The following is a 6,459-nucleotide window of genomic DNA, read 5'->3' on the forward strand; positions in this document are numbered from 1 at the left end:
GTTACACTCCAGTCCCAGGCGCGGTTCGGTGAAGGTCTGCCGCAGGTAGAAATCGCGGCTGGCACGCAGGCCGCCGGTGGCCGTCCACTCGGGCGACAGCCGCCACCGGTGATTGGCGTAGGCCTCGGCCTGGTTCTGGCGTGTCTTCTGCAGCGAGACCACGCGGCCGGCGGAGCTGATGTCGCAGTTGGGGTCGAACTCGGTACAGCGCGGGTCCTGGATGTCCAGCTCGAGATCGACGAGGCGGCTGTTCACCGCACCGCCCAGCGTCGTGGCGTGCTCGGGCGTCCAGGCCAAGCGCAGCTGCTCGCGCAGGTAGGTGGTGACCACCTCGGCGTCGTAGTGGCCCGCGCTGCCGATGCGCGTGAAATCGCGCGTGGTCATCCGGCCGAGCGCGAGCTGGTTGCCGGTGGACGGGGCGAAGTCGCCATCCCAGCTGAGTGCGAAGCTGCCGTAGGACTGGCGCATGCTGCTGTTGCCCAGCAGCACCGGGTCGCGCTGTGCCGCCCGGGAGCCTTCCTTCGTGGTGAAGTCGATGCGGTCGCTGGCCGTGCTGAAGTCCAGGCGCAGGCGGTTGCCCGGGTTCAGGTCCCACAACAGCCGGCCCTGCGAGTCGTGGTACACGGGCACGGTGAGGCTGACACCTTCCTTCTCGTCCTCCACCGTCTTGACGGCCAGGTCGAACCAGCTGCGCCGGCCGGCCAGGAAGAAGGACAGGCCGTCGCCGATCGGCCCTTCGGCCAGCACGCTGGCGCCGAGCAGGCTGAAGTCGAGCTTGCCGCCGACACGGTCGCTGCGCGGGTTGCGCAGCGAGATGTCGAACACCGCGCCCACCGCGTCGCCGTACTCGGGGCTCCAGGCGGCGCTGGCCAGGTCGAAGCGGCGAATCAGGTCGGGGTGGAAGGTGCTGGCGAAGCCGCCCAGGTGGAACAGGTAGCCCACCGGCAGGAAGTCGACGTAGTAGGCGTTGTCCTGCGGCCGTGCGCCTCGCACAGCGGGCGCGCTGCTGCTGTCGTCGGTGGTGGTCACGCCGGGCAGGGCCATCACGGCCTTCATCGGGTCGCCGCTGCTGCCGGGCATGCGCGACAGCTCCTCGCGCGTCAGCGTCTGCTTGCCGGCGGCGTTGTGCGCGCGCTTGCCCTGGATCTCGACGGTCTCCATGCGCAGGGCCTCGGCAGGTGCTTCGGCATCCTGGGCCCACGCAGCGGGGATGCAGGCCAGGGTGACGGCACCGAGGGCAAGGGGGTGAGGGGGGCGCAGGCGTGGCATGAAGCACAGGGAGCAGTGACGAGGGGCCGGATGTTCGCCGCAGCCACCTTCGTGCTTCCTGAAGGCAGGCCCCCTAGGTTCGGGGGAGGTCGACGGTGAAGCTGCAGCCGCGCCCGCCGGGGCCGGCCTGCAGGTCGACGTCGCCGCCCAGCGAGCGCGCGGCTTCGCGCACGATGGCCAGGCCGAGGCCCGCGCCGCGCTCGTCGCCGGACTTGCCGCGCCAGAAGCGCTCGAACACCTGTTCGCGGTGTGCGGCAGGAATGCCCGGGCCGTTGTCGACCACGCGCAGCTGCCAGCGCGCAGGTTGCACGTCGATGCTCACGTCCACCAGCACGCCGCGCCCGCCATAGCGCAGCGCGTTGTCCACCAGGTTGCCCAGCATCGAGCGCAACGCACGCGGGTCGGTGGCCAGCACGGCATTGTCGGGGCCGCTCAGCGACAGCTCGCTGCCCAGTTCGGTCGCTACCTCGGTCATGCCGGCCAGGGTGTCGCGCGCGACGTTCATCACGTCCACCGGTTCGCGTGGCGCGAGCGCGGTGGCGTCGGCCTGGGCCAGGCGAAGCAGCTGGTGCGCCAGGTGCGAGGCGCGCTCCACCGCGCCCTGCAGGCGGTGCGCGGCCTCGTGGCGCGCCCGGCCCTCGCTGGCCTGCAGCACATGGGCCTGCGTGCTGATGACGGCCAGCGGGGTGCGCAGTTCGTGCGCGGCGTCGTGCACGAAGGCCTTCTCGCGGGCGAAGGTGGCGGCCATGCGCTCGAAGAGCCGGTTCAACGCCGTCTGCAGCGGCAGCAGCTCGCGGTAGCCCTTGGGCAGCACGATGGGGCTCATGTCGGCGGGCGCGCGCACGGCCACCTGGTCCGACAGGCTGTGCAGCGGCGCCAGTGCCGCGCGCAGCGCCAGCCACACCGGCAGCAGGATGACCGGCAGCGTCAGCACCAGGTAGCCCAGCAGCTCGACGCCGACCTCGAGTGCGGCCCAGCGCGTGCGCTGCACGTCGTCGTCGAGCAGCGTCACGGTCCAGTGCGGGCTGCTGGCGGTGTAGCTGCGCAGCGTGGCGCCTTGATGCACGGCTTCCGACAGGCCATCGGGCAGGCGCAGCGGGTCGGCGTCGCCGGGCTGCGCCGCCGGCAGGCGCAGGCCGCCGTCGCGGCGCGACACCAGCAGCAGGGGCCGCGGCTCGCCGTGCGGATCGTTGGCCGCGGCGTCGGCCCTCAGGTGCAGGAAGACGGTGACGCCGGCGCTGACGCTGGCGTCGTCGGGCATGCGGTCCAGCGTGCGTGCCAGGCTCTGCGCGTTGCGCAGCAGAACACGATCCAGTTCGCCCGAATCGCGCCTGAGCGTTTCCCACAGGATGATGCAGAAGAAGACGAGGAACAGCAGCAYGATCACGCCCAGCATCGCCAGCAGCACGCGCCGCTGCAGCCGCGGCGGGCGCGCCGTGGCGGCGGCCGCGCTCAAGCGCGCTCTCCGGCCAGCAGGTAGCCGATGCCGCGCACGGTCTTCACGCGCTCCGCACCGACCTTGCGCCGCAGGTTGTGCACATGGACCTCGATGGCGTTGAAGTCCAGCGGCTCGCCCAGCGGCGCCAGGGCCTGCGCCAGGCGGTGCTTGGGCACCACGTTGCCGCCGGCGTGTGCCAACGCAGCCAGCACGTCGAACTCGCGCGGCGACAGGCCCGCCGRCTCGCCGTCCACCGTGCAGAAGCGCCGGCGCATGTCGATGGCCAGCGTGCCGATGGTCCATACCGAAGCGGCCTGCTGCGCTGCGCGCCGCGTCACCGCGCGCACGCGCGCGACCAGCTCGACCACGGCGAAGGGTTTGACGATGAAGTCGTCGGCGCCTTCGTCCAGGCCGGCCAGGCGATCGCCCAGCGCGTCGCTGGCGGTGATGACGATCAGCGGCACGGCCAGGCCGTCGCGACGCCATGCGCGCAGCAGGTCGAGCCCGTGGCCGTCCGGCAGGCCCAGGTCGAGCAGGATGCAGTGATGCCCGCCTGCCAAGGCGAAGCGGTGGGCGTCGGACGCCGTGCGCAGCCATTCACTGCTGAATCCGGCGCCGCGCAGCGCCTGCTGCAGCGACGCGCCCAGGTCCACGTCGTCCTCGATCAGCAGCAGGTGCATCGCGTCATCGCGTCATCGCCGATGCGGCGTCCCGGCAGGCCTCGAAGAAGGCGAGCTTGGCGGCATTGCGGCGGCGGTGCTGGGCGCGGTGCTTGGAGGCCACCTCGCTGTCCGGCCGGATCTGCGGCAGGGCAGGCAGTTGCCAATGGCGCGGGCCGAGGCGGTCTGCGCCGGCCTCGGACCAGACGCTGTCGTAGTCGAGCTGGATGCGCCGCCGCCGGACATAGCCTGCCGAGACGTGCGCGTGCTGGGCGACGGTGACCGGCGCCGGCAGGCCCCAGCCCGCGCACAGCCCTTGCAGCGCGCAGAGCAGCAGGGCCGACGGCCGCAGGCGGTGCAGTTGGGTACCCAGCTCGCGCATCGGCGCCTCGGTGCCGCGCACCCCCTGGAAGCCGGCGACGAAGGCGACGCTGCGTTCTGCGCAGGCGATGCCGGCCGCGCGGGCGCCGACGATGCTGAAATGGGTCGACACCAGGCGCTGGCCCCGGAACATCAGGTCGAAGCTGAGCTCGCCTTCGCGGCATTGCGAGGCCGACTGCCGCAGCACGAGCGCGACGTCGGTGCAGCTCTCGGCCGCGAGCGGAAGCAGCAGGCCCTGCTGTTGCCACAAGGCCCGGCAGGTCTCGGGCCGCAGCGTGGTGTGCAGCCAGTTGAAATGGAACACGACGCAGGCTGCCCGGTCGGCCACGCTCAGTCCGTCGCAGAGGTAGGGGCGCAAGGGCCGCAGGCTCACCTCGATCGGGTAGTGCGCGCCGTGCTCCTGCTTCAGGCGGTGCAGCGAAGCCAGGCAGGTCTGGACGCCGGCCTTGTGCAGCGCAAAGCGCCAGAAGAACTTGACGGCGCGCCTGAACGTGGCCCACCTGCCGCCCGCGCCATCGTCCGTGCTTCGGAACAAGGCGCGCCAATCCCCCCGGGCTTGCGCCGCTGCTGCAAACATCCTCTGGTCTCCTCCGGCCCTGGTGAATCGAATCGCCTCCCGGCGATTGAATGTTTGCAAAACTTTACCATCCAGAAATGATAGGGAGGGCTCGTTTCCTTAAGGGTTCCTTAGCAACCAGGCTCGGGCGATCGTCGCGGATCCGGAGTGGCATCACGCTTCCATCGACGCTCCATCAAGACGCCGGAGGCGGTGACTGCTGCAATCTCAAGCTCACCAAGGAGCCGGCCGCAGCCGCGTTGCGAGAACAATTTGCCCTCCATCCGCACCATCGTCGTCACTGGAATCTCTGGAACCGACACGACCCAGGCCATCGGGCTTCTGGGTGGCACCAGCCACCTGGCCAGGCTGCGACAGTTCCTTCCCGCCATGCTGGATCTCAGCGTTTGCGAACTGGACGACGGCGAGAGAGTCGTCCTGTTCGGTGTACCGCCCACCGCGTGTGCCGAAGTCGTCCGCGCTGCCAAGCCCATGGGCCTCATTGTCCTGGTCGATGGCGGCCGCCCCCATCCTGTCCGCGACTTGCTGGTGTGCCTGGACGCATGCGGCGATGCGCGGGCCTTGCCTGCCATCAGCGTTGGCGTCTACGGGGAGGCCGACAAGTCTTTGACACGCCTCGGGAGCTTGCAGTCGGCGTTGATCTCCCGACATCTCGCGGGCCCGGTGCTCCTCGTTGACCTGCAACGGCGGGGCGATCTCTACATGCTGATCGATTCGGTCCTGGTGCAAGCCTGTCCGTAGGCTTTGCCAACAGCCGGAAGAACGCTTGCTGCCCGAGTGGGAGTTCACCGACGAGTTCAACGTCCCTGCGCTCCACCGCAAGAGCGCCGGCCCCGCGCCGGGCAGAATCTGCCCGATGAACCCGCCGCCGCCCCACCGCCTCGTCCCGCAGCCGCTGACATCCGCAGCCTTCGCGCCCTACGGCACCGTGCTGCAAGCCCCCGGCGGCACGGGCCGGCCCATCAACGGCGGCACATCGCAGCGTTTCGACCTGGTCGACGACCTGCAGCTCCAGCTGCAGGGTGGGCGGCCGATGCTGGCGATCTTCCGCGCCGCGGCCCGGCGCTTCCCGCACAGCGTCGACGAGATGGAACGGCACGCGCTGGGCAGCCAGAGCTTCGTGCCGCTCGGCGCGCGCCGCTTCGTCATCGTGGTGGCAGCCGCCGGCCCGCGGCCCGAGGCGGCGGACCTGGCGGCCTTCATCACGGATGGCGAACAGGGCGTGACGCTCGCGCCGGGCACCTGGCACCACGCACTGCTGGCCGTCGATGCCGGTGACTTCGTGGTGCTCGAACGGGCGGCGCCGCAGGTCGATTGCGACGTGCACCCATTGGCCCGGCCGGCCGTCGTCGATCAGGCCTGGTGAGCCATGCGTTCGGCCAGCGCCACCAGGCCGCGGTCGCTGCCGGCAGGCCCCAGCAGCGACAGCCCCAGCGGCGCACCGTCGCGGCGGGCCAGCGGCATCGACAACTGCGGGAACCCGCTCAGCCCGGCCAGGCACAGCAGGCGGATCGCCAGGTTGCGGTAGTCCTCCAGCCCGGCCTCGCCGACGGCGCGCAGCGGTGCGATGTCGGGCATCGTCGGCATCACCAGCACGCCGTCGCTGCCGAGCAGTTCGCCGAGGTGCGTGCGAAAGCGTTCGCGGAACGCGCGCGCCTGCACCACCTGCTCGTCGGTCACGCCGCGTGACCAGGCAAAGCGCTCGGCCACGCCCGGCCCCAGCGGCGGCGCAAAGCGCTCGATCAGCGGGCCGTCGGTCTGCCAGGCCTCGCGGCCCTGCAGGTGGCGCAGATGCCAGTACATCGCGTCGAAGGAATCGAGCGCGACGCTGACCTGTGCCGCCGATCCGGCCAACGCCTGCAGGCGCTCGGCGGCAGGCCGCAACGCCTGCACGGCCGCGGGCTCGGCCAGCGCCCACAGGTCGCGCGGCCACAGCAGCCGCACGCCGCCGCCCGGCGACGCCGCATCCGCACCGAGCAGCACATCGGCCACGCGGGCGAAGGTCTGCACCTCGCGCGCGAACCAGCCGCAGGTGTCGAGGCTGGGCGCCAGATCGAGCGTGCGCTGCAGGCTCACCCGGCCATGCGTCGGCCGCAGGCCGTAGAGGCCGCAATGGCTGGCCGGTGCCCGCACCG

Annotated in this window: 7 protein-coding genes; 2 read left to right on the plus strand and 5 right to left on the minus strand. The window is 71.3% G+C overall.

Going from position 1 to position 6,459, the window contains the following annotated elements; all coding sequences use genetic code 11:
- The 4 genes from AC1D12_RS21075 to AC1D12_RS21090 form a co-directional block, all read right to left on the minus strand.
- Positions 1 to 1,269 (minus strand): TonB-dependent receptor plug domain-containing protein (locus AC1D12_RS21075; protein ID WP_477842640.1); only part of this gene is annotated, 1,269 nt, incomplete at its 3' end.
- Between the two features lie 73 nt (positions 1,270 to 1,342).
- Entirely contained in the window at positions 1,343 to 2,725 is a 1,383-nt protein-coding gene (locus AC1D12_RS21080) for a sensor histidine kinase (RefSeq protein WP_477842642.1), read from the minus strand.
- Positions 2,722 to 3,387: a response regulator gene (locus AC1D12_RS21085; RefSeq protein WP_477842644.1), complete on the minus strand. Its 666-nt coding sequence runs from the start codon at positions 3,385 to 3,387 to the stop codon at positions 2,722 to 2,724. Before AC1D12_RS21085 ends, AC1D12_RS21080 begins: the two co-directional genes overlap by 4 nt.
- Positions 3,388 to 3,391: 4 nt before the next feature.
- A complete protein-coding gene (locus tag AC1D12_RS21090; RefSeq protein WP_477842646.1) occupies positions 3,392 to 4,282 on the minus strand; it encodes a DUF535 family protein in 891 nt (296 codons plus the stop codon).
- A 294-nt stretch (positions 4,283 to 4,576) separates the two neighbouring features.
- On the opposite strand from AC1D12_RS21090, the gene AC1D12_RS21095 reads away from it, so the two are divergent.
- The gene (locus AC1D12_RS21095) at positions 4,577 to 5,065 is read left to right on the plus strand and encodes a hypothetical protein (protein ID WP_477842648.1); all 489 of its coding nucleotides are present in this window, start codon (positions 4,577 to 4,579) and stop codon (positions 5,063 to 5,065) included.
- 115 nt (positions 5,066 to 5,180) lie between these two features.
- Positions 5,181 to 5,690: an ureidoglycolate lyase gene (locus AC1D12_RS21100; protein WP_477825342.1), complete on the plus strand. Its 510-nt coding sequence runs from the start codon at positions 5,181 to 5,183 to the stop codon at positions 5,688 to 5,690.
- Here the strand turns inward: AC1D12_RS21100 and AC1D12_RS21105 are convergent.
- Positions 5,678 to 6,459, minus strand: a 782-nt coding sequence (locus AC1D12_RS21105; RefSeq protein WP_477842650.1) for an amidase family protein, incomplete at its 5' end; no start/stop codon positions are given. The two genes, AC1D12_RS21100 and AC1D12_RS21105, sit on opposite strands and share 13 nt — an antisense overlap.

It is taken from the genome of Rhizobacter sp. P1_G5, assembly GCF_056405435.1.

Coding starts and splice junctions, on each gene's coding strand:
- AC1D12_RS21100 (WP_477825342.1), top strand. CDS start 5,181: ATGAACCCGCCGCCGCCCCACCGCCTCGTCCCGCAGCCGCTGACATCC.